Source organism: Streptomyces sp. NPDC058373 (genome assembly GCF_042723275.1).
Classification (GTDB): domain Bacteria; phylum Actinomycetota; class Actinomycetes; order Streptomycetales; family Streptomycetaceae; genus Streptomyces.
Genome location: NZ_JBHXJE010000059.1, coordinates 1 through 21,185 on the forward strand (window position 1 = coordinate 1; position 21,185 = coordinate 21,185).

Below are 21,185 nucleotides of genomic sequence, written 5' to 3' on the forward strand. Positions count from 1 at the left end.
CTCCATTTCAGCCCGGCCGGCGCCTGAGGCCAATGAAGCCCGGCCGGCGCCTGAGGCCAATGAAGCCCGGCCGGCGCCTGAGGCCAATGAAGCCCGGCCGGCGCTTGAGGCCACAGCGAGCCCGGCCGGCGATTGAGGCCCGGTTCAGAGTGGGAGGAGGTCTGGGCGCTTGGCGCTGACGTGATCTCCGGAGGAGACCCCGCGGAGCCGTCGGCCGATCCACGGCACCAGATACTCGCGAGCCCACTGGATGTCGTCGCGCCGCCCGTCGAACGGGGTACGCGGCCGCTGGGCAGGCCACTCCTGCTCGGGATCGGCGGGCACCTCGATCCCGAGGATCTGTGCGGCGCGCAACGCCACCCGGGTGTGGCCCTCGGCGGAGAGGTGGAGCCGGTCGGCGTCCCAGGCGCGGCGGTCCTGGACCGAGCGCAGCGACCAGAGGTCGAGGACCGGGCAGCCGTACCGGTCGGCGATGGCCCGTACATGGCCGTTGTAGGTGGCGACCTTGCCGCGCAGGTGCTTGAGGACCGGGATGCCCCGGGTGTCGAATCCGGTGGTCAGGACCACGGTGCCGACGTCCGAGGTGAGGGCGGTGACCGCCTTCTCGAACCGCTCGGCCAGGTCGTCGGGGTCCGTGCCCGGGCGGATCACGTCGTTGCCGCCCGCGCAGAAGGTCACCAGGTCGGGCGCGAGCTCCCGGGCCCGGGGCACCTGGTCGGCGACGATCTGGTCGAGCAGCTTGCCGCGCACCGCGAGATTGGCGTACCGGAAAGAGTGTTCGGGCTGCCGGTCGGCCAGCAGGACGGCCAGCCGGTCCGCCCAGCCCACGAAGAGGCCGTCGGGACCAGGGTCCCCGACCCCTTCGGTGAAGCTGTCGCCGACTGCCGCGTACGAGGTGAAATCTGGAGGAAGGGAAGTCGTCTCTGCTGTCACGCCGCACATCATTCACCTCATGAAGTGAGTTACGCCACCGTAGGAAGGGGTTGACGCGGGTGACAAACACCACCGGTCAAAGTTCCCCCAAAGGCGGAATAGGTGCAGAGGGCACCCAGGCGGGTCCGGCGGGGTCCGCCGCGCGCCCACGAGTGCTGCCCGTACGCCCCTCGTGCGCGAATCCGCGCAGATCCGGGCACGTCCGCGTCGGCCCCTGGTGCGAACACCTGTCGTATCGTCGAGGCGCGCCCGCCCGCACCCGAGCGGCGGCCGACCGGGAGGAGCCCACGTGACGCAGCAGTCCTCGTCGACGAGGTCGGAGTCGATGCCGGAGCCGGAGCTGACCGGGGTGCGGAACTTCCGTGACGTCGGCGGGATGCCCACGGCGGATGGGCGCCGGGTGCGCGCCGGGCAGCTCTTCCGCAGCGGCCATCTGGCCCACGCCACCGAGGCCGACACGGGATACCTGAGCGGGCTCGGACTGCACACCGTCTTCGACTTCCGCAACAGCGCGGACCGGGCCCTGGACGGCCTCGACGTCGAGCTGCCCGGCGTGCGGAACGTGAACATCCCGCTGAGCGACCCGGCGGACGGCGCCGGCTTCTGGAAGATGGTCCGCGAGGGCGACCTGCCGCAGCTCCGCTCGCTGCTCGGCGACGGCAAGGCCGCGCTGCGGATGACCACCTCCTACCGTGAGATGGTCACCGGGCGGACCACTGAGCACAGCCGCGTGCTGCGCGCCCTCGCCGAGGAGAGCGTCCCGGCGCTGATGCACTGCGCGGCGGGCAAGGACCGCGCCGGGCTCTCCGTCGCCGTCACCCTGCTGGCGCTCGGCGTCGACCGCGAGACCATCGAGGCGGACTACCTGGAGTCCAACGCCCACCACCGCCGCTACCGGATACGCAGGGCCTCCGACTCCCCTGACGCACTCTCGCCCGAGGTGATGGAGCTGCTCAGCCCGCTCTTCGAGGCTCGCGCCGAATACCTCGCGGCGGCCTTCGAGACCATCGACGCCACCTGGGGCGGCACCGAGCGGTACCTGACCGAGGGGCTGCGGCTCACCCCCGAGCTGCGGGACCGGCTGCACGGCCGCCTGCTGGACTGAGCCGGGGGCTCACTGGGCCCGGGTGCCGACCTCGAAGAGCAGGTAGATGAAGCCGGCCAGGAGGTGGCCCACCACCACGTAGACCAGCAGTCGGATCCACAGGCTGGGCGGCAGCCGCTCCTCCATGTCCCGGCGGCCCCGGGCGGGAGCCGGTTCGGCGGGCGCGGCGGGTTCGGGGGCGGGTCGCTCGCTCATGCGGGGCCTTTCGGGTTCGGGTGCCCCGGGCCGAGGCAGGGGGCGCCCGGGCTCTGGAGCAGGGTGTGGACGAAGAGCAGCTCGGCCCCGTCGGCGTCGGCGGCGCCGATCCGGTGCGGGGTGAGCGAGTCGAAGTGGGCCCCGTCGCCGGGGCGCAGCAGGTGCTCACTGTCGCCGAGGCGCAGCCGCAGCCGCCCGCGGAGCACGTGCAGCCACTCCTCGCCCGGGTGGACCCGCACCATGTCGCCCTGCGCGCCGTACGGCACCCGGACCCGCAGCGCCTGCATGGCGCGGCCCGATCCGCCGGCCGGCCAGTAGGTCCAGCCGCCGGCGGGGGCGGGTGCGGCCTCGGCGCCCCGGATGACGGCGTCCCGGTCGCCGCCCGTCTCGCCGAGCAGCGCCGAGACGGTCGTACCGTAGGTACGGGCCAGCGCGAGCAGCATCGGCAGCGAGGGCTGGCGCTGCCCGGTCTCCAGCCGGGAGAGGTGGGCGGCGGACAGGCCGGCGCCGCGGGCCGCAGTCTCCAGGGTGTGGCCCGCGCGGCGGCGCAGTTCGCGCAGGTGGGGGGCGACGGCGGGGAGTTCGCCGGGGCCGTCCGGGTCGTCGGGGCTCATACCTTGATTGAGCCAGAGCTGTGCCTCAGAGGCAACTTCCTTGCCTCTGAGGCAAACCGCCTCCGCCGTACGCTGCCGGGCGCCCCGGCCGCCCGGACGCGGGTCAGCGGTGGGCCACCGCCTGCTTCACCAGGGTCCGTCCGAACTCCCAGAGCAGCCCGCCCTCGTGTGCCTCGTCCATGACCTGGGTGAAGGCGTCCACGAAGCGGTCCACGTCCGCCTCGTCCACCACGAGCGGCGGGATCAGCTTGATCACTTCGAGGTGGTCGCCGGAGACCTGGGTGAGGATGCGGTGCCGGTGCAGCAGCGGCGCCACCACCATCTGCGCGAAGAGCCCCTTGCGGGCCGCCTGGAGCATCGCCCACCGGCTGCGCAGCCGCAGCGACTCGGGGCGGCCGAACTCGATGCCGATCATGAGGCCGCGCCCGCGCACCTCGTGCAGCAGCTCGTAGCGCGGCACGAGGGCGGCGAGGCGGGAGCGGAGCCGCTCCCCCACCCGGCGGACGTGCGCCACCGTGCAGTCGCGTTCCATGACGGCGAGGACGGCCAGCCCGGCGGCCATCGCCTGCGCGTTGGCGCCGAAGCTCGCCGAGTGGACGAGGACCCGGTCCATCGAGGAGTACACCTTGGCGAAGACCTCGTCGGTGCCGAGGGTGGCACCGACCGGGACGTAGCCCCCGGAGAGCGCCTTCGCCAGGCAGACCAGGTCGGGTTCGACGCCGGGTTCGTGCTGGTGGGCGTGGAAGTCGCCGGTACGGCCGAGGCCGGTCTGCACCTCGTCGGCGATGAGCAGCGCCTTGTGGCGGTGGAGGAGTTCCTGGGCGGCGCGCAGGTAGCCGGGCGGGGCGGCGTGGACGCCCTTGCCCTGGATGGGCTCGACGATGAGAGCGGCCACGTCGCCCGCCCGCAGTTCGCGGCGGAGCGCGTCGAGGTCGCCGAGAGGGACGGCGGTGTCGGGCAGCAGCGGGCCGAAGCCGTCGCGGAAGGAGCGCTCCCCGTTGACCGAGAGCGCGCCGGTGGTCAGGCCGTGGAAGGAGTGCGCGCAGTGCAGCACGCGCGGGCGGCCGGTGGCGCGGCGGGCGAACTTCAGCGCGGTCTCCACCGCCTCGGTGCCGCTGCTGCAGAAGAAGGCCCGGTGCAGGTGCGGGGTCTGGGCGAGGAGCCGCTCGGCGAGCAGGCCGGGCAGCGGCGGGCAGTCGAAGCGGGTGAGATCGGCGAGGGAGAGGTCGAGGACGTCGTGCAGGGCCTGCCGGACGACCGGGTGGTGGCGGCCGAGGCCCATCACGCCGAACCCGGCGAGCATGTCGAGGTGGTCGTTGCCCTCGGTGTCCCAGAAGTGGGCGCCCTCGGCGCGCTCGTAGACCTTGTCGAAGCCCAGGGTGCGGAGCATGCGGGGCAACTGCGGGTTGAGGTGGCGGGTGTGCAGCGCGTACCGCTCGCCGCCGCGCTCGGCGAGGAGCCGCCGCAGGTCGAAGCCGGGCGCGGTGTCGGCGCCGGTCGCCGGTGTGCTGCCGTCGACGGTGGTCATGGGTGGTCCCCCTCTCGGTGGAACGCGAGCGGGGCCGGGCGGCGGGTACCGCCCGGCCCCGGCGGGCGTCAGGCGCGGTTGCTGGTGACGGTCTCGCGGGCGGCGCGCAGCGACTCCTTGAGGGAGCCCATGGTGGCGAGGACGGCCGTCGGTTCATAGCCGCAGTGCGCCATGCAGTTGGCGCAGCGGGGGTCCTTCCCCCGGCCGTACTTGTCCCAGTCGGTCTCCTCGATGAGCTGGCGGTACGTGGGGACGTAGCCGTCGCTCATCAGGTAGCAGGGCCGCTGCCAGCCGAAGAGGGAGTAGTTGGGGATGGCCCAGGCGGTGCAGGCGAAGTCCGCCTTGCCCTCCAGGAAGTCGAGGAAGAGCGGGGAGTGGTTGAGGCGCCAGCGCCGGCGGTTGCCGTCGGCGAAGGTCTTGCGGAACAGCTCGCGGGTCTGCTCGACGCCGAGGAAGTGCTCCTGGTCGGGTGCCTTCTCGTAGGCGTAGGCGGGCGAGATCATCATCTCGTCGACCTTGAGGTCGTCGTTGAGGTAGTTGAGCACCTCGATGATGGTCTGCGGCGTGTCGGTGTTGAAGAAGGTCGAGTTGGTGGTCACCCGGAAGCCGCGGCGCTTGGCCTCCTTGATCGCCGCCACGGCCTCGTCGAAGACGCCCTCCTTCGCCACCGACTCGTCGTGCCGCTCGCGCAGCCCGTCGATGTGCACGGCGAACGCGAAGTACGGGGAGGGGGTGAACTTGTCCATCTTCTTGCGCATCAGCATGGCGTTGGTGCAGAGGAAGACGTACTTGCGTTTGGCGACGAGCTGGCCCACGATCTCGTCGATCTGCGGGTGCATCAGGGGTTCACCGCCGGCGATGGAGACCATCGGCGCGCCTGATTCCAGGACCGCGCCGACGGCCTGGGCCACCGGCATGCGCTGCTTGAGGACTCCGGCGGGGTGCTGGATCTTTCCGCACCCCTCACAGGCGAGGTTGCAGGCGAACAGGGGCTCCAATTCGACGATCAGCGGGAACTTCTCCCGCCTGCGCAGCTTCTGTTCGGCGAGATACGTCGCCACCTTGATGGTCTGGCGGAGCGGCATGGCCATCTGGCTCACCTCCGGGGGAGCAGCGAGGAACGGTGCCATTCGTAGAAAGCGGGGATCACGGCACGGAGTACACGGAAAGCCGATATTCCACCGCGTACCGTTCCGATCCGGACCAGCTCGTGCTCTGGAGCGTCCACGACCACCCGGACGGCCGCAACCGGGCGCGGTCCGGCGCGCAGGGCGGTGTACAGGGTGGCGGCGGACTCCATGTCGACGGCGACCGCGCCCTGTGCCCGCAGCCGGGCCCGCTCGGTGCCGCGCACCACGTGGTCGCAGCCGGTGAGCGGGCCGGTGTGGACGGTGCGGCCGGGCACCGCGCGGGCCACCGCGGCGGCCAGTACGTCGGCGTCGGCGCAACGGGTGACGCCGCGCGGGTCGCGGACCTCGTCGGCGACGACCAGGTCGCCCGGGTGCATGCCGGAGCCGAGCCCCGCGCAGAACCCGGTGGCGAGGACCCCGGCCCGGGCCAGCGCCGGGTCCCGCAGGGCCGCGGCGACGGCCCGGTCCGCCGCGGCGGGTCCCATGCCGGTGCGGAGCACGGTGGTCGGCGTCCCGGCGGGGGCACGGGTGCCGGTGCGCAGGGCGAACCGCTCGATGGTGAGGGCGCAGGCGATGACCAGGGGCGCCGGGTCGGCCGCCGGACCCGGCGGGGGTCCGGCGGCCTCGGGGCGCGTCATCAGACGCCCTCGGGTGCTGCTCCGCGGGTGTACCGGCCCAGTGCCGTCAGCGGGAAGACCTGCCGGTACAGGTGGTAGTTGATGGAGAAGTCCCAGGGGAAGCCGGTGCCGGTGTAGTAGGGCTCGTCCCAGGAGCCGTCCTCGTGCTGGGTGTCGGCGAGGAAGGTGACGCCGCGCCGGGCGGCCCTGCTGTCCCGCTCACCGGCGGCGATGAGCGCCATCAGGGCCCAGCCGGTCTGCGAGGCGGTGGAGGCGCCCCGGGCCATCCGGCCCTGTTCGCGGTAGGAGCGCAGGTCCTCGCCCCAGCCGCCGTCGTCGTTCTGCACCGACTCCAGCCAGGCCACGGCACGGCGGATCGCCGGGTGGGTGGTGGGGAGCCCGGCGTCGACCAGGGCGGGGACGGCGGAGCCGGTGCCGTAGAGGTAGTTGACGCCCCAGCGGCCGAACCAGGCGCCACTGGGCTCCTGCTCGGCGAGGAGCCAGTCGACGGCGCGGCGGGTGCGGGGGTCGGCGGCGAGCCCTTCGGCGGCGAGCATCTCCACCACGTGGGCGGTGACGTCGGCCGAGGGCGGGTCGACCACCTCGCCGAAGTCGCAGAAGGGCAGCCGGTTCGGCAGCGAGCTGGTGTTGTCGACGTCGAAGGCGCCCCAGGCGCCGTTCTTCGACTGCATGCCGAGGTTCCAGCGGACGCCGAGGGAGATGGCGCGCTCCATCCTGGCCGTGTCGGGGTGGCGGACCCGGCGCAGGGCGAGCACCACCTCGGCGGTGTCGTCGATGTCGGGGTAGTTGTCGTTGTGGAACTCGAAGGCCCAGCCGCCGGGGGCCAGGTTCGGGCGGCGCACCGACCAGTCGCCGGGGCGTTCGATCTGCTCGTCGAGCATCCAGTCGGCGGCGCGGACGAGCTGCGGGTGGTCGGCGGGGACGCCCGCGTCGGCGAGGGCGATGGTGGCCAGGCAGGTGTCCCAGACGGGTGACTGGCAGGCCTCGACCATCCGGGAGCCGTCCTCGCGGGTCAGCGTGAAGCGTTCCAGCGACTCCAGGCCGGCCCGCATCACGGGGTGGCCGAGGTCGTAGCCGAGCAGGTGCAGGGCGATCAGCGAGTAGACGGCCGGTGGCTGGATGCCGCCCCAGCAGCCGTCGTTCTCCTGGCGTTCCACGATCCACCGTCCGGCGGCGGCCATGGCGGCCTTGCGCAGGGCGCGGGGGGCGACCTTGCGGTACGTGTGCAGGGCGCGGTCCAGCCGCTGGAAGGCGCCGTTCCAGCTGACCAGCGGTGCGAACCGGGTGCGGGGCGCAGGGTTCGCCGGGTCGGTGTGCAGCTCGTCCAGGGGGAAGGGGGCGGGCCGTACGGGGCGCTTGGCGGAGACGATGGTGAGCGGCACGATGGTCTGCCGGGCCCAGCAGCCGAAGTCGTAGATGTTCAGCGGCACCCAGGGCGGCAGGAAGATCAGCTCGGGCGGGAGTTCGGGCAGCCGGTCCCAGGGCCACCAGCCGAAGAGGGCGAGCCAGATCCGGGTGAAGACCCGGGCCTCGGCGATGCCGCCCTGCGAGCGCACCCAGTGGGCGGCACGGGTCATGTGCGGGGCGTCCGGGCTGTCCCCGGCGAGCCGCAGCGCGACGTACGCCTCGATGGTGGTGGAGAGGTCGGGCGGGCCGCCGTGGAAGGTGGCCCAGGTGCCGTCCTCGCGCTGCTCACCGCGGATGAAGAGGGCGGCGGCGCGGGTGGTGGCCTCGTCGCGGATGCCGAGGAACTGGCGGAGCAGCAGGTCCTCGGCGTCCATCGTGACGTTGGTGTCGAGGTCCCCCTTCCACCAGCCCGCGGGGTCCTGGAGGGCCAGGAGGTGGTCGGCGGCCCGGGCCCTGGCCCGTTCCGCGGCGGCGTCGACGGAGGCGGTGTCGAGGGCGGTGGTGTGGAGGGCGGTGGTGTGGAGGGCGGTGATGGTGCCGGTGGTCGTGGTGGTGGGCCGGGCCGGGGCGGGGCGGGAGGGCGCGGCCCCGGCCGGTCCGTTGGTCGTCGCTGTCATGGCGTCCCCTTGGTGCAGTGGTCGGTCTGCGTGTGCTGGGGGTGCCGGGGAAGTCCTGCCGGTCTCCCGGAGTGCCCGGTCTGCTCTCGGCCCGCCGGGACGGAGGTCCGCGCTCGGATCTTCCCTGCTCGGGCGAGGCCGGGAGTGGGGGAAGGAGCTGCGGGGGCCTTCGGGCGGTGCGGTGAGAGTGCGTGCCGGGCGCCGCGGGCGCCGTGCGGGACTGTCCTGACATCCCCTAGGGGTGTGCCGTCGGCCCGCGTCGCTCAGGACGCGGGCCGCCGACAGCGCGTCATATACGGCGGGACGCGCCGTTACTGCCGGTGACCGGGGGCAGGGGAAGGGCGCGCGGGGCCGGGCAGGCGTCGCGCGTCGCGTGTTCCGTGGTGATGGTGATCATCTCTTCCGTACGACGACGAAGTCGGCGAGGGCGGTGAGCTGTTCGCGGACGTGGCGGGGCATGTCGATGCCGGAGAGCGCCTCGATGGCGACGGTGTGCTGGCGGCGGGCCTCCGCCTCGGTCCAGGCACGGCCGCCGGCCTCCTCGATCAGGGCGGCGCGGGCGGCGAACTCGTCCTCCGAGAAGTTCTCGAAGTCGTTGGCCTTGGCGTCGGCGGCGAGCAGGGAGCCGAGACGCTCGGCGGCGGGGCCTTCGGCGGCGAGGGCGGCGACCACCGGCAGGGACTTCTTGCGCTGCCTCAGGTCGCTCCAGGTCTGCTTGCCGGTGGCCTCCGGGTCGCCCCAGATGCCGAGGAGGTCGTCGACGGCCTGGAAGGCGAGGCCGAGGTGGTAGCCGTACCGCTCCAGGGCGTCGGCGGTGCGGTCGTCGGCACCGCCGAGGACGGCGCCGATGGAGACGGCGCAGGCGAGCAGGGCGCCGGTCTTGTTGCCCTCCATCTCCAGGCACTCCTCGACGCTGACGCGCTCGCGGTGCTCGTAGGAGATGTCCTGGGCCTGGCCGTCGATGAGGGCGCGGCTGGCGGCGGTCAGGCGGCGGGCCGCGCGTCCGGCCTCAAGGGTGCCGAGCTCCAGCAGGATCTCGCCTGCGAGCGCGAAGAGGGCGTCGCCGACGAGGATGGCCTGGGCCGGGCCGTGCACCTTCCAGACGGTGTCGCGGTGGCGGCGCTGCTCGTCGCCGTCCATGAGGTCGTCGTGGAGGAGCGAGAAGTTGTGCACCAGCTCCACGGCGACCGCACCGGGGACCCCGGCCTCGGGCGCCGCGCCGGCCGCCTCGGCGGAGAGCAGGGCGAGGGCGGGCCGGACGGCCTTGCCGCCGTCGCCCTCGGCAGGGTGGCCCGCCGCGTCGATCCAGCCGAAGTGGTAGGCGGCGACGGTGTCCATGGGCGGGGCGAGACGCTCGATGGCGGCCTTCAGCACGGGCATGGCGAGGGTACGGCCACGCTCCAGCAGGGCGGCCACGTCCGTGGTGTCACGGTCCGCGTCGGCCGTGGGCACAGTCGGCACAGTTGCTCCTTTGTTTCCAGGACGGGGGGCTGGTTGTCGAGGGCGCCGCGGGTCGGCCCGAAGGTCTCGGCTCACGCGGCCTCCTCGAAGACGGGGGCGGGCCGGGGCCGGCCGAGCGCGCCGAGGGCGTGGGTGGCGGCGTTCAGCCCACTGCGCACGGCGCTCTCCATGGTGGCGGGCCAACCGGTGGCCGTCCATGCCCCGGCCAGGTGCAGGCCGGGCAGGCGGGTGCCGGGGCCGGGCCGCAGGGCGCCCACGCCGGGGCTCGGGGCGAACGTCGCGGTGCGTTCGCGGGTGACGAAGAAGTCCTCGACGCGGGCGGTGCGGGCGGCGGGCAGCAGCCGCTCCAGCTCCGGGAGGTAGCGGGCGCGCAGCTCGGCGACCGGGGTGTCGATCTCCGCCTGGGCGGTCGACTGGGAGAGCGCGAGGTACTGGCCGCGGCGGAGCCCGGAGGCCTCGGTGCGGTCGAACACCCACTGCACGGGCCCGTCGAGGGCGGTGAAGAAGGGGCGCCGGACGACCTTGCGGTCGTAGAGGACGTGGATGTTGAGGATGGGGGCGGTGCCGATCCGGGTGAGCCGCTCGGGGGCGTCGAGGGCGCCGTCCGGGAGCAGACCGTGCGTCTCGGCCGGGGGGACGGCGAGGACGACGGTGTCGGCGGTGAGCGTCTCGTCGCCGGTCTCCACCCGCCAGCGGCCGCTCTCGCCGTCGCCCGCGGCGACGCCGCGCACCCGGGCGCGCAGCACGGTGCGGACGCCCGCCTTGTCGAGGGCGGTGAGCGCCTTGTCGTGGTGGAGCTCGCCGAGGGGGACGTGGGCCCAGCCGATGTCGGCGGCGCCGGGGTCGGAGAGCAGCCCGGTGCGGAAGACCTTGGCGGCCAGGGCGAGGGAGGCGTCGTCGGCGACGGCGTTGAGGGTGGCGACGCCGACCAGGTCCCAGAGGGCGGCGACGGCCCGCGGGCTCTGCCCGTGGCGCCGCAGCCAGCTGCCGAAGTCCTGCCGGTCGAGCGCCGGGTCGGCCGGGTCGAGGCGGCGCAGGGCCAGCGCGGCGCGGCCGACGGCGGCCTTCTCGGCGAGGCTCAGGTGCGGATAGCGGGCGAGGCTCGCGCCGAGGTGGAGCGGGACGGGCAGGGCGTTGCGCCGCAGCCGGCCCAGGCGCCCGCGGCCCGCGTCGAGGACGGGCACGTCGAGACGTTCCTGCACGGGGGCGAGGGCGGCGCCGTCGACGCGGTCGAGGAACCAGCGGTACGCGGTGCAGCAGCGCAGGTAGACGTGCTGGCCGTTGTCGACGGTGAGGTCGCCGCGCTGGAAGGAGAAGGCGAGGCCGCCGAGGCGGGGACGCCCTTCGAGGAGGGTGACGCGCAGTCCGGCGTCGGCGAGGGCGAGGGCGGCGGTGGTGCCGGCGAGGCCGCCGCCGACGACGACCGCCTCACGGGCGGCGGTCCGCTCGTGTTCGGTGGTCATCGGTCCTCCCCTCGGGGCGCGGCCGGGGGGCGGTTCCGGTCCGGTGCGCAAGACGGCGCCCGGGCGGCGCGGGTTGCCTCACGGTCGGCTCCGGTGCTGGGGGCGGTGGGGTTCATGAGCGCCTCCGCCCCGCCTGGCGGCCGATCTGGCGGGCGTCGAACCCGGAGAGGCCGCGCACGGCGACGTACGCCTTCTCATGGCCGGGGAGGGAGACGCGGCCGCGCAGGACCGCGAGCGGGTCGCGTTCGATCCGGTCGAGGAGGCGGCGGTAGATGCCGGCCATGGCGGCGACGCAGGCGCCGCTGCGGCGGTCGAGCAGGGGCAGCAGCCGGTACCCCTCGGCGAACAGGGCGCGGGCCCGGCGGACCTCGAAGTGGACCAGCCCGGCGAAGTCCGACCCGGCTGGCGGGCGGGGCCCGTCGAAGCCGTCGGAGCAGCCGAACTTGGCGAGGTCGTCGGCGGGCAGGTAGGTGCGGCCGTTGGCGGCGTCCTCGCGGAGGTCGCGGAGGATGTTGGTGAGCTGGAGGGCGAGGCCCAGGGTGTCGGCGTGCTCGGGGGCGCGTTCGGCCTGCGGGGCGCCGGGAGCGGTGCCGAAGATGCCGAGCGAGAGCCGGCCGATGGCCCCGGCGACGCAGCGGCAGTAGAGCTTGAGGTCGTCCCAGGTCTCGTAGGTGGCGCCCTTGACGTCCATCAGGACGCCGTCGATGAGCTCGTCCAGTCCGCCGAGCGGGATCGGGAAGCGGCGGGCGGCGTCGGCGAGGGCCACCGCGACGGGGTCGGTGTCGTCCTCGTCGACCTTGCCGTCGCGGACGCGGTCGAGGATGTCGCGGGTGGCGCCGAGCCGGTCGGCCTTCACCTCGGGCGCCAGCGTGCCGTCGCCGATGTCGTCCACCCGCCGCGAGAACGCGTAGAGCGCGGACATGGCGCGGCGCTCGGCGACCGGCAACAGCCGGATGCCGTACGCGAAATTGCGGGCCTCGGACCCGGTGACGGTCTCGCAGTAGCTGTACGCGGCGAGGACCGGTGCGGGCAGGGAGATGCTGTCCTCCACGGTCGGGCTCACCTCTCTCCTCGCAGGGCCGCTCCCACCTCGCGCAGGAGCCTGGGCTTGGTGGGCCTCGGCGGGCCGGGCAGTACGTCGTGTCCGGCGTCGGTGACCGCGGCCAGGGCGGCCCGGCCGCCGCCGACGAAACCGGCGAGCAGCAGCCGTAGCCGGCCGTGCACGCTCGCGATCAGGGGGCCGCCCTCGGCCAGCAGCTCCCCGGCGCGCGCCGCCTCGTAGGCGATCAGGGCGCGCACGGAGGCGGAGGCGGTGGGGGCGGCGAGGTCGGCCTCCTGTACGCGGAACCGCTTGAGGTCCTCGGCGGGCAGGTAGATCCGGTCGCGGCCGAGGTCCTCGGCGACGTCCTGGAGGTGCTCCACGATCTGCAGGCCGGTGCAAACGGCGTCGGAGCGGCGGACGCGCTCGGGGCTCAGGGTTCCGGTGAGGCCGAGGACGAGGTGGCCGACCGGGTTGGCGGAGAGCTCGCAGTAGGCCGTCAGGTCGTCCCAGGTCTCGTACCGCGTGACCAGCTGGTCCTGGCGGTTGGCCTGGATCAGGGCGCGGAAGGGCTCCGGGGTGAGGCCGTGTTCGCGGACGACCGGGCGCAGGGCGGCGACCAGCGGGTGGGCCGGGCCGGGGCCGGTGGTGGCGAAGACCCGGTCGAGGTCGGCCTCCAGCGCGTCCAGGAGGGTGAGCCGGTCGTCGGCGGCGCTCCCCTCGACGCCGAGCAGGCGGGCGTCGGCGCCGCCGGGGGCGAGGTCGCCGTCGCCGATGTCGTCGACGAGGCGGGCGTAGCCGTAAACGGCCATCAGGCCGCGGCGCCAGGCACGGGGGACGAAGAAGGGCGCCACGGGGAAGTTCTCCGCCGCGGCCTTGTCGAGGGTGGCGCGTGCCGGGGCGCCGTGCTGCGCCCTGCCCGGTGCGGTCATCGCCGGCTGCCCCGCGCGGGAACGGCACAAGCCTCGTGGAGCCGGAGATCACCCGTAGCCATTGCCGTCACATCTCCCGTTCTACACTGCCGACCCAAAACATCCCTTTTCGGACACGCCGCCCGCCATGGCGGTGATCGCCACCTGTTCGACTCAGGACACCGCGCCATATCGCCGCAACTGCCGCGAATCAGCACCGGTACAGCTTACGCGGCACGCGCGCCCGTGGTGCGCCGGGGTGTTCGGCAGGTCACAGCGCGCCCCGATCAGGGCAACTCCCGGCCCGCCCGCCGAGTTCCCGTTCCGCGGAACCGGTCGCTCCGCGGGCCGGGGCCCCGGCCCGCCCCGACGAAGGAGGCGGGGCCGGGGCCCCGGTGAACGCCGTGCCCGCCCGCGCGGGCGGTCCGCTACTTGCTGGTGAACTTGTCGTACTCCTTGAGGACGTCGGCCGTCGGGCCGTCCATCCGCAGCTCACCGTGTTCCAGCCAGATCACCCGGTCGCAGGTGTCCCGGATGGACTTGTTGTTGTGGCTGACCAGGAAGACCGTGCCGGCCTCCTTGCGCAGCTCCCGGATGCGCGCCTCGGAGCGCTTCTGGAACTTCTTGTCACCGGTGGCCAGCGCCTCGTCGATCATGAGGACGTCGTGGTCCTTGGCGGCGGCGATGGAGAACCGCAGCCGGGCCGACATGCCCGAGGAGTAGGTGCGCATCGGCAGGGTGATGAAGTCGCCCTTCTCGTTGATCCCGGAGAAGTCGACGATGCTCTGGTAGCGCTCCCTGATCTGCTCGCGGGTCATGCCCATCGCGAGGCCGCCGAGCATGACGTTGCGCTCGCCGGTCAGGTCGTTCATCAGGGCCGCGTTGACGCCGAGCAGCGAGGGCTGGCCGTCGGTGTAGACCTTGCCGCTCTCCGCGGGCAGCAGGCCCGCGACCGCCTTGAGCAGGGTCGACTTGCCCGAACCGTTGGAGCCGATCAGCCCGATCGCCTCACCCCGGTACGCGGTGAAGCTGACGCCCTTGACGGCGTGCACCTTGCGCACGCCGCGCTCCTCGCCGCGCTTGAGGATGCGGCTGAGCGCGGCGGTGGCGCTGCCCTTGCCGCCCTTGGTGCCGTTGACCCGGTAGACGATGTGCAGGTCGTCCGCGATCACCGTGGGGGTGCGGGCGCCGCCCCGGGCGCCCTGGTCCACGTCAGCCTCGGCCATAGCGCTCCTCCGACTTCCAGAAGTAGACGAATCCGGCGATGCCCGCGACGAGCGCCCAGCCGAGGGCGAGGGCCCAGACGTGCTCGGGCAGGTACTTCCTGGTGTAGTCGTCGATCAGGGCGAACCGGACCAGGTCCATGTAGATCGCGGCGGGGTTCCACTGGAGGAGGTCCGTCAGCCACATCGGCAGGTCCTTGTCGGCCAGCATCGCCGGGATGGAGAACATCACGCCCGAGGCGTACATCCAGGTGCGCATGACGAACGGCATGAGCTGGGCGAGGTCCGGGGTCTTGCTGCCCAGGCGGGCGAAGATCAGCGCGAGACCGGTGTTGAAGACGAACTGGAGCGCCAGCGCCGGCAGGATCAGCAGCCACGACCAGGTGGGGTACGAACCGAAGCCCATGACGATCGCGAACAGCACGATCATCGAGAAGAGGAGCTGCTGGAGCTGCTGGAGGGAGAAGGAGATCGGCAGCGAGGCCCGGGGGAAGTGCAGGGCCCGGACCAGGCCGAGGTTGCCCGAGATGGAGCGCACCCCCGACATGACCGAGCTCTGCGTGAAGGTGAAGACGAAGACGCCGGTCACCAGGAAGGGCACGTACACGTGCTCCTCAATGCCCTTCCTGGCCCCGAGCAGCACGCCGAAGATGAAGAAGTAGACCGCCGCGTTGAGCAGCGGCGTCACGACCTGCCAGAGCTGGCCGAGCTTCGCCTGGCTGTACTGGGCGGTGAGCTTGGCCTGCGAGAAGGCGACGATGAAGTGGCGCCGGCCCCAGAGCTGCTTGACGTAGGCGAGCAGGCCGGGCCGTGCCCCGCTGACCGACAGACCGTACTTCTCCGCGAGCTGGGCCGGGGAGAGCCCGTCGTCGGGGGAGGGCGGAGCAGCACTCACGGCGACACCACCGTCCTGCGTTGTCTCACTCACAAGGGGAAACTTTCGTCTTCGGGATACACCGGCGGACCCCCTGGCAGCACCGGGCGGCACGGGGGCGGTCCGCGGTCGGGGACCGGTACGGGCCGAATGGTCTCAGACCCGAGCTTGTCAGATGACGGGAGGTCGGCCCAGCCGGGTGAGCCGCCACACGGTGCGCCACCTCATGGGTCGCCGGGGCCCCGCGGAGGAGGTCCAGCCCTCCTTGAAGCCGCCGAACCACGCCTTCAGCGCGGGCCCGGAGGGCCGCCGCAGCAGGGTGAGCAGCAGCCAGACCCCGAGGTAGACCGGGACCAGCGGGAGAGGCAGGTTGCGGCGGGCCAGCCAGACCCGGTTGCGGGCCACCATGCGGTGGTAGACCGCGTGCCGGGAGGGGGCCGTCGTCGGGTGGTACAGCACCATGTCGGAGCGGTAGTCGATCTGCCACCCGGCGTTCAGCGCCCGCCAGGCCAGGTCGGTCTCCTCGTGGGCGTAGAAGAAGTCGGCGGGCAACAGGCCCGCGTCGGCGAAGACGCGGGTGCGGACCGCGTTGGCACCGCCGAGGAAGGTCGTCACCCGCGAGGAGCGCATCGGGTCGGCGGCGCGGAGCCTGGGGACGTGGCGCCGCTGGGTCTCCCCCGTGTCGGGGTCGGCGATGCGGAAGGAGACGATGCCCAGCGCCGGGTCGGCGGTGAACGCCTCCCGGCACAGCTCGGCGGTGTCGGTGCGGGCGAGGAGCCCGTCGTCGTCGAGGAAGAGCAGGATGTCGACGTCGCGTCCGGCGGGGCCGAACATCTCGATGCCGACGTTCCGCCCGCCGGGGATGCCGAGGTTCTCGGGCAGCTCGGTGGTGCGGACGCCCTCGGGGACCTCCGGCACCGGCGAGCCGTTGCCGACCACGGCGATCTGGACCGGGTCGCCGTCCTGCTTGGCGACCGAGTCGATGAGCGCGCGCAGTTCCTCGGGGCGGTTGCCCATGGTGATGATGACGGCGCCGACCGTCGGGGAGGTGTTGTTCACGGCGGTCACCTCAGCCTGCTCGACACGAGGATGGACACCAGGTGCAGCAGGGTCTGCAGCAGGGCGATGCCGGCCAGGACGGCGATGCCCAGGCGGGTGAAGAAGAGGTCGCCGCGGAGCTGGTCGGCCACCGCCAGGACGATGATCAGCAGCGAGGCCTCGATGCCGAGGACCAGGCGGTGGAACTTGAGCGCGGCCGCGGCCTTGCGGGCGAAGGCCACCTTCGAGGAGCGCGGCTCGGAGGCCGCCTCCTTGACCGGCGGCAGCCCGCCCTGGTGCCGGGCGACCCCGACCAGGTCCGTCTCGGCCTTGATCAGGATCGCGCCGAGTGCCGCCAGGGTGCCGAGGAAGGCCCAGAGCCAGTCGATCCGCCCGTCGCCCCACAGGTCGGCGCCGCGCAGGCCGAGGCCGACCAGGACCGCGGCGTCGCACAGGTAGGCGCCGACGCGGTCCAGGTAGACACCGCCGAGGGAGAACTGCTTCTTCCAGCGGGCGACCTCGCCGTCCACACAGTCCAGCAGCAGGTAGAGCTGGACCATCAGGGCGCCGAGCACGGCGCCCCAGATGCCCGGCACCAGCAGCGCCGGGCAGGCCAGCACGCCGAAGACCGTCATCAGGTAGGTCAACTGGTTGGGCGTGATCCGGGTGGGCACCACGTACCGGTCGACCCGCAGCGAGATCTCCCGCATGTACAGGCGTCCCGCCCAGTGCTCACCGCTGCGCCGGTCCTTCACCCCGGCGGGGTGCACGACCGGGCGGAGTTCAGCTACCGATGGCCTTGGCATAGTCGGCGTAAGCGTCCTTGATCTGGTCGGTGGAGAGGTTGAGGTGCTCCAGGATCGTGTACCGGCCCGGCCGGGTCTGCGGAGCGAACTCCACGACCTGGACGAACTCGTCCACGGTGAAACCGATGTCCGCCGGCACCACGGGCAGCCCGTGCCGCCGCAGGACCTCGGCCATCTGCGCCGACTCCGCGAGCGCTCCGCGCAGGTGCATCGCGAAGGCCGCCCCCATCCCGCACTGCTCGCCGTGGCTGGCGGCGCGCTTGGGGAAGAGCAGGTCGAAGGCGTGGTTGATCTCGTGGCAGGCGCCGGAGGCGGGGCGGCTGTCGCCCGCCACCGACATGGAGATGCCGGTGAGCACCAGTCCTTCGGCCAGTACCTGGAGGAAGCCGTCGTCGCCGACGTCCCCCGGGTGGCGGAGCACCGCCTCGCCGGCCTGGCGGGCCATGGCGGCCGCCAGGCCGTCGATGTCCTCGCCGCGGACCCGGGCCGAGAGCTCCCAGTCCGCGACGGCGGAGATGTTCGACAGGGCGTCCCCGATGCCCGAGCGCACGAACCGCGCCGGGGCCTCTCGGATGATGTCCAGGTCGATGACGACGCCGATGGGGTTGGGCACCCCGTACGATCCCCGGCCCGCGTCGTTGTCGAGGGTGGCGACCGGCGAGCAGAGGCCGTCGTGCGACAGGTTGGTCGCGACGGCGACCAGCGGCAGGCCGATCCGGGCCGCGGCGAACTTGGCGCAGTCGATGATCTTGCCGCCGCCGAGGCCGACGACCGCGTCGTAGCGGCCCGACTTCATGGCGTCGGCCAGCTTGATCGCGTCGTCCAGCGTGCCGCCGCCGACCTCGTACCAGCTCGCCCCGGGCAGGGCCGGGGAGAGCCGCTCCCGCAGCCGGGCGCCCGATCCGCCGCTGATCGCTATCGCGAGCTTGCCGGAGGAGGAGATCCGCTGGTCGGCGAGGACCGAGGCGAGATCGTTGAGCGCGCCGCGCCGGATGTCGACGACGAGGGGCGAGGGGATCAGGCGTGTCAGTACCGGCACGCGATCTCCCTGCCCTTGGCGAGGTCGTCGTGGTTGTCGATCTCGACCCAGCTGACCTCGCCGATGGGCGCCACGTCGATCTTGAAGCCGCGGTTGACGAGCTCCTGGTAGCCGTCCTCGTAGTACAGCTGCGGGTCGCGCTCGAAGGTGGTGCGCAGCGCGTCGGCCAGCTCCTCGGCCGCCTCGCCCTCGATGAGGGTGACGCCGATGTACTCGCCGGTGGCCTCGGAGGGCTCCATCAGCTTGGTGATGCGCTGGACGCCCTTGTCGGGGTCGACGACGACCTTCATCTCCTCGTCGGCGAGGTTCTTCACCGTGTCGAGGGCGAGGATGATCTTCTGGCCGTTGCCGCGGGCGGCGAGCAGCGTCTTCTCGACGGAGACCGGGTGGACGGTGTCGCCGTTGGCGAGGATCACGCCGTCCTTGAGGGCCTCACGCCCGCACCACAGGGAGTAGGCGTTGTTCCACTCCTCGGCCTTGTCGTTGTCGATCAGCGTGATCTTCAGGCCGTACTTGGCCTCCAGCGCGGCCTTGCGGTCGTAGACGGCCTCCTTGCGGTAGCCGACGATGACGCCGACCTCCTCCAGGCCGATCTCGGCGAAGTTGCCGAGGGTGAGGTCGAGGACGGTCAGGCTCTCCTCGTCACCCTCGGGCCCGACCGGCACCAGGGCCTTGGGCAGGGTGTCGGTGTAGGGACGCAGACGCCGTCCGGCGCCGGCCGCCAGCACAAGGCCGATCATGCGGGTTCTCCTTCATCGTGTACGGCGGGTGCTCCTGCGGAGACCCAGAAGCGGATGCTCTCGGCGAGCACCACGAGTGCCACGGCCACGGCGAGAACCGTGAGCGCGACGGTGAAACCTGAGGGGGCCAGCAGCGCGGTGGCCGTGACGACGAGGACGCGGCCCTCGTGCCCGCCGGTTGCGCGGACCAGCGCGCGGGGGGGCGCGCCGCTGCCGCCGCGGATGCGGTAGACCGTGTCGTAGTGATGGTAGGCGACCGCCGCGACCAGTCCGAAGGCCGCGGGGAGCGCCCCGGAGGCGTCGGCGCGGGCCGCCAGCAGCAGGATCACGCCGTACTCGGCGGCCCGGAAGAAGGGCGGCACCAGCCAGTCCAGGACGCCCTTGAGCGGCCGGGAGACGGCGAGCGACGAGCAGAGCACGTAGGCGACGGCGCCGATCAGCGGGCCGACGGAGCCGGCCGGGGTGAGGGCGGTCACCGCGACGAGGATCACGCCGCCGAGCGCCGCCACCGCCGGTGCGGGGAACTTCGCCAGGGAGCGCAGTCGCGGGGCGAGGGCCTCGGCGAGCGGGCCGCTGTCGGCGAGGTCGGCGAGGGCCTGCGCGGCCCGGTCGGTGCGGCGGGCCTTGCGGGTCAGCGAGCGCAGCAGCCGGCCCGCGGTGGTGTAGCAGGCGGCGAAGGCGCAGCCGACCAGCAGGACGACGAAGGTCACCCGGGGCGTGGTGACGGCGGTGAGGACCGCGATCAGCGCCCAGCGCTCGCCGATGGGCAACACGATCATGCGGCGCAGCCACACGGTCCAGCCGACGCTGTCGAGGCGGCCGGAGAGGGCGGCGGTGGGGCTGGTGTTGGCGTCGGCGTCGTGGTTCGCCTCGTTGAAGGAGAAGTCCACGACGTGCCGGCAGGTCTGGAGGACCATCGCTCCCAGCGCCAGCGCCCAGACGTCGTCCCCGCCGCGCGCGGCGCCGAGGGCGAGCCCCGCGTAGTAGGCGTACTCCTTGGCGCGGTCGAAAGTGGCGTCGAGCCAGGCGCCGAGGGTGGAGTACTGGAGGGAGTAGCGGGCGAGCTGGCCGTCGGTGCAGTCCAGCACGAAGGAGAAGAGGAGCAGCAGCCCGGCGGCGACGAAGCCGCCGCGGGTGCCGGTGGCCGCGCAGCCGGCCGCGATCAGCGCGGTGAGCAGCGAGGCGGTGGTCACCTGGTTGGGGGTGAGGCCGCGGCGGGCGCACCAGCGGGCGAGGTGACGCGAGTACGGGCTGATGCAGTGGGTGGTGAAGAACCCGTCGCGGGACTTGACGGCGGTCCGCAGCCGGATCGCCTCGTCGTCCACGGCGGCGACGGCCTGCCGGGCCTCGCTGCGCTCCTGCGGGGCGAGCGGGACGCGGGCGACGAGGGCGCCGAGGTCGGGCCGGTGCACGGCGACACCGTCGGCCTCCAGGGCCCCGGCCAGCCGGTCGGGCAGGCCGGTGCCGGTGCCGGTGCGCAGCGCGGTGTCGGCGCCGGCGGGCGCGGGCGCGGCGGCCTCGGCGTCCAGGGCGCGGGTGAGTGCGGCGCGGGAGGCGTCCTGCACGGTGACGGCGCCGGGGACGGCCCCGGCCGGGAAGCGGGGGTCGGTCAGCCCCAGGCGCAGGGCGTGCAGATGGCCGACGAAGTTGGCGTCCACCAGGGCGACGCGGTCCGCGGGCGGCGCGGTGCGGAGCAGGGCGGCTGCCTCGGTGGCGTCGGAGGCGGTCCGCACGTCGAAGCCCAGCGTCCGCAGTTCGCCCTCGATCGGCGACCCGGGGACCGGCTGACCGGTGACGATGGCGGTCGACAGACGAACTCACTCCTTGGGTGCCGGTGCGGTCCGCGCCGGACAGCTCGGGTGCCTGGGACAACGGCCGGGCGGCACGTCGGCAGAGGCTATCGGACGGTGGGGAACCCGCGTTCACCGCCCGTTCGGTACCTGTTCGCGTCCCGTGCGGGGGCGCGCAGGGCGGGCGCGGCCCGGAGGCCTGCCGTCGCACTCCCGTCCGCCTCGCGGTGTCTGGTGCGCGCTCTCGCCGGACCGGTCGGAAGCCCACGTACGTCCAGTACGACAGCTTCCGCCCGGTCACCGAGAGCACGCACCGGACGCCACGGGGCCGCCCTCCGGGCGACGACGGGAGTGTGACGGCAGACCCCGGTGCGCGCGGCTTCCCCAGTGGGGGCGCGGCGCGGGGCCGCCGCCATCATGGTCGATCAACTGCCCGGCCGACAAACCGCGTCCCGGCTTCCGCCGCTGGTCGCGGCGCATGGCCCCGCTTCGGTGGCGTTCGCCCGTTCCCTCCGCACACCAGCCGGAAGGCACGATTCCGCCAGTCGGCCGCAGGGGGCTCCCGAACGAGTCGCGGAGGGCGCGGAGGAGTCGCCCCACGCACTGACCTGCGGCTCGTTTCCGCAGGTCAGGG

General features: G+C 73.3%; 19 protein-coding genes. 1 reads left to right on the top strand and 18 read right to left on the bottom strand.

Annotated features, from left to right (window positions below; all coding sequences use genetic code 11):
- Positions 1-144 precede the first annotated feature (144 nt).
- The gene (locus ACFWMZ_RS25410; RefSeq protein WP_383181758.1) at positions 145-942 is read right to left on the bottom strand and encodes an SGNH/GDSL hydrolase family protein; all 798 of its coding nucleotides are present in this window, start codon (positions 940-942) and stop codon (positions 145-147) included.
- Positions 943-1,222: 280 nt separating this feature from the next.
- Between ACFWMZ_RS25410 and ACFWMZ_RS25415 the strand changes: the two genes are divergently transcribed.
- Positions 1,223-2,038: a tyrosine-protein phosphatase gene (locus ACFWMZ_RS25415; protein ID WP_383181755.1), complete on the top strand. Its 816-nt coding sequence runs from the start codon at positions 1,223-1,225 to the stop codon at positions 2,036-2,038.
- A gap of 9 nt (positions 2,039-2,047) precedes the next feature.
- On the opposite strand, the gene ACFWMZ_RS25420 is transcribed toward ACFWMZ_RS25415, so the two are convergent.
- From ACFWMZ_RS25420 to ACFWMZ_RS25500, 17 genes are all read right to left on the bottom strand, one after another.
- Positions 2,048-2,233: a DUF6126 family protein gene (locus ACFWMZ_RS25420; RefSeq protein ID WP_383181752.1), complete on the bottom strand. Its 186-nt coding sequence runs from the start codon at positions 2,231-2,233 to the stop codon at positions 2,048-2,050.
- Entirely contained in the window at positions 2,230-2,847 is a 618-nt protein-coding gene (locus ACFWMZ_RS25425; protein WP_383204349.1) for a helix-turn-helix domain-containing protein, read from the bottom strand. Before ACFWMZ_RS25425 ends, ACFWMZ_RS25420 begins: the two co-directional genes overlap by 4 nt.
- Positions 2,848-2,950: 103 nt before the next feature.
- On the bottom strand, positions 2,951-4,375 hold the full coding sequence (locus ACFWMZ_RS25430) for an aspartate aminotransferase family protein (protein WP_383181746.1): 1,425 nt from the start codon (positions 4,373-4,375) through the stop codon (positions 2,951-2,953).
- A 68-nt stretch (positions 4,376-4,443) separates the two neighbouring features.
- Positions 4,444-5,466 carry an adenosyl-hopene transferase HpnH gene (hpnH, locus tag ACFWMZ_RS25435; protein ID WP_383181743.1) on the bottom strand — a complete coding sequence of 341 codons (1,023 nt, stop codon included), beginning with the start codon at positions 5,464-5,466 and terminating at the stop codon, positions 4,444-4,446.
- Positions 5,467-5,471: 5 nt separating this feature from the next.
- Entirely contained in the window at positions 5,472-6,143 is a 672-nt protein-coding gene (locus ACFWMZ_RS25440; protein WP_383204352.1) for a 1-hydroxy-2-methyl-2-butenyl 4-diphosphate reductase, read from the bottom strand.
- Positions 6,143-8,167 carry a squalene--hopene cyclase gene (shc, locus tag ACFWMZ_RS25445; protein WP_383204355.1) on the bottom strand — a complete coding sequence of 675 codons (2,025 nt, stop codon included), beginning with the start codon at positions 8,165-8,167 and terminating at the stop codon, positions 6,143-6,145. Before shc ends, ACFWMZ_RS25440 begins: the two co-directional genes overlap by 1 nt.
- Before the next feature lie 393 nt (positions 8,168-8,560).
- A complete protein-coding gene (locus tag ACFWMZ_RS25450) occupies positions 8,561-9,619 on the bottom strand; it encodes a polyprenyl synthetase family protein (RefSeq protein ID WP_383204383.1) in 1,059 nt (352 codons plus the stop codon).
- 80 nt (positions 9,620-9,699) lie between these two features.
- Positions 9,700-11,091, bottom strand: a complete 1,392-nt coding sequence (gene hpnE, locus ACFWMZ_RS25455) for a hydroxysqualene dehydroxylase HpnE (RefSeq protein ID WP_383204358.1) — start codon at positions 11,089-11,091, stop codon at positions 9,700-9,702.
- A gap of 112 nt (positions 11,092-11,203) precedes the next feature.
- Positions 11,204-12,154, bottom strand: coding sequence for a presqualene diphosphate synthase HpnD (hpnD, locus tag ACFWMZ_RS25460; protein WP_383204360.1), 951 nt, complete (start codon positions 12,152-12,154; stop codon positions 11,204-11,206).
- Positions 12,151-13,062 (bottom strand): squalene synthase HpnC, encoded by a 912-nt coding sequence (hpnC, locus tag ACFWMZ_RS25465; RefSeq protein ID WP_383181727.1) that lies wholly within the window; start codon positions 13,060-13,062, stop codon positions 12,151-12,153. Before hpnC ends, hpnD begins: the two co-directional genes overlap by 4 nt.
- Positions 13,063-13,469: 407 nt before the next feature.
- The gene (locus ACFWMZ_RS25470) at positions 13,470-14,267 is read right to left on the bottom strand and encodes an ABC transporter ATP-binding protein (protein ID WP_383181724.1); all 798 of its coding nucleotides are present in this window, start codon (positions 14,265-14,267) and stop codon (positions 13,470-13,472) included.
- Positions 14,254-15,192, bottom strand: coding sequence for an ABC transporter permease (locus tag ACFWMZ_RS25475; protein ID WP_383181721.1), 939 nt, complete (start codon positions 15,190-15,192; stop codon positions 14,254-14,256). Before ACFWMZ_RS25475 ends, ACFWMZ_RS25470 begins: the two co-directional genes overlap by 14 nt.
- 117 nt (positions 15,193-15,309) lie before the next feature.
- Positions 15,310-16,155, bottom strand: coding sequence for a glycosyltransferase family 2 protein (locus ACFWMZ_RS25480; RefSeq protein WP_383181767.1), 846 nt, complete (start codon positions 16,153-16,155; stop codon positions 15,310-15,312).
- Between the two features lie 47 nt (positions 16,156-16,202).
- Positions 16,203-16,982: a CDP-alcohol phosphatidyltransferase family protein gene (locus tag ACFWMZ_RS25485; RefSeq protein ID WP_383181718.1), complete on the bottom strand. Its 780-nt coding sequence runs from the start codon at positions 16,980-16,982 to the stop codon at positions 16,203-16,205.
- Entirely contained in the window at positions 16,960-18,021 is a 1,062-nt protein-coding gene (locus tag ACFWMZ_RS25490; RefSeq protein WP_383181715.1) for an iron-containing alcohol dehydrogenase family protein, read from the bottom strand. The genes ACFWMZ_RS25485 and ACFWMZ_RS25490 overlap by 23 nt, the downstream gene beginning before the upstream one ends.
- On the bottom strand, positions 18,009-18,761 hold the full coding sequence (locus tag ACFWMZ_RS25495) for a sugar phosphate nucleotidyltransferase (protein WP_383181712.1): 753 nt from the start codon (positions 18,759-18,761) through the stop codon (positions 18,009-18,011). The genes ACFWMZ_RS25490 and ACFWMZ_RS25495 overlap by 13 nt, the downstream gene beginning before the upstream one ends.
- On the bottom strand, positions 18,758-20,572 hold the full coding sequence (locus tag ACFWMZ_RS25500; RefSeq protein ID WP_383204386.1) for a DUF5941 domain-containing protein: 1,815 nt from the start codon (positions 20,570-20,572) through the stop codon (positions 18,758-18,760). Before ACFWMZ_RS25500 ends, ACFWMZ_RS25495 begins: the two co-directional genes overlap by 4 nt.
- Positions 20,573-21,185: the final 613 nt, after the last annotated feature.

Coding starts and splice junctions, on each gene's coding strand:
- ACFWMZ_RS25410 (WP_383181758.1), bottom strand. CDS start 942: ATGTGCGGCGTGACAGCAGAGACGACTTCCCTTCCTCCAGATTTCACC.
- ACFWMZ_RS25420 (WP_383181752.1), bottom strand. CDS start 2,233: ATGAGCGAGCGACCCGCCCCCGAACCCGCCGCGCCCGCCGAACCGGCT.
- ACFWMZ_RS25425 (WP_383204349.1), bottom strand. CDS start 2,847: ATGAGCCCCGACGACCCGGACGGCCCCGGCGAACTCCCCGCCGTCGCC.
- ACFWMZ_RS25430 (WP_383181746.1), bottom strand. CDS start 4,375: ATGACCACCGTCGACGGCAGCACACCGGCGACCGGCGCCGACACCGCG.
- hpnH (WP_383181743.1), bottom strand. CDS start 5,466: ATGGCCATGCCGCTCCGCCAGACCATCAAGGTGGCGACGTATCTCGCC.
- ACFWMZ_RS25440 (WP_383204352.1), bottom strand. CDS start 6,143: ATGACGCGCCCCGAGGCCGCCGGACCCCCGCCGGGTCCGGCGGCCGAC.
- shc (WP_383204355.1), bottom strand. CDS start 8,167: ATGACAGCGACGACCAACGGACCGGCCGGGGCCGCGCCCTCCCGCCCC.
- hpnE (WP_383204358.1), bottom strand. CDS start 11,091: ATGACCACCGAACACGAGCGGACCGCCGCCCGTGAGGCGGTCGTCGTC.
- hpnC (WP_383181727.1), bottom strand. CDS start 13,062: ATGACCGCACCGGGCAGGGCGCAGCACGGCGCCCCGGCACGCGCCACC.
- ACFWMZ_RS25470 (WP_383181724.1), bottom strand. CDS start 14,267: ATGGCCGAGGCTGACGTGGACCAGGGCGCCCGGGGCGGCGCCCGCACC.
- ACFWMZ_RS25480 (WP_383181767.1), bottom strand. CDS start 16,155: ATGGGCAACCGCCCCGAGGAACTGCGCGCGCTCATCGACTCGGTCGCC.
- ACFWMZ_RS25485 (WP_383181718.1), bottom strand. CDS start 16,982: ATGCCAAGGCCATCGGTAGCTGAACTCCGCCCGGTCGTGCACCCCGCC.
- ACFWMZ_RS25495 (WP_383181712.1), bottom strand. CDS start 18,761: ATGATCGGCCTTGTGCTGGCGGCCGGCGCCGGACGGCGTCTGCGTCCC.